Raw genomic sequence first — 470 nt, forward strand, 5'->3', positions numbered from 1 at the left:
CCTCTTTCTCTTCCTCTCCTCTCGCTTTTCTCCCTCCTTCTCGCTCTCTTTCTTTTCTTTGCTACCGCTCTTGTCGTTCCCGCCTTCCTCTTCCTTTTCCTTCCTCGTTTTCCCCCTCTCCTCTCCCCCTCTCCTCCCTTTCTTTCTCCCCCTCCTTTTCCTCTCCTTTTTTCCCCCCTTCTGTCCCTTCTCTCTTTTTCTCCTCTTTTTTTTTCTTTTTCTTTTTCTTCTCCTTCTCTTTCTTCTTTTCTTTCTCCTTTCTTTTTCTTCCCCTTCCTCCTCACCCTCCCCCCTTTTCTCTCTTTTCTTTTCCCTCTTTCCCCTTCCCCCTCCCCCCCCCCCCCTTTCTCCCCTTCCCCCTTCCTCCTCTTCCCTTCTCCTTTTTCCTCTTCTTCTTCTTTTTTTTTCCCCTCCTCCCTCCCCTCTCCTTCCCTCCTCCCTTCTTCCCTCCCCCCCTTCATAGAACGCTG

General features: G+C 50.9%; 1 protein-coding gene. It reads right to left on the reverse strand.

Translation table 11 applies throughout. From position 1 onward, the window contains the following. Positions 1-470, reverse strand: a 470-nt coding sequence (locus K5Q73_RS21945; RefSeq protein ID WP_220766206.1) for a hypothetical protein, incomplete at both ends; no start/stop codon positions are given.

The organism is Shewanella sp. MBTL60-112-B2 (assembly GCF_019655055.1).
Lineage (GTDB): Bacteria > Pseudomonadota > Gammaproteobacteria > Enterobacterales > Shewanellaceae > Shewanella.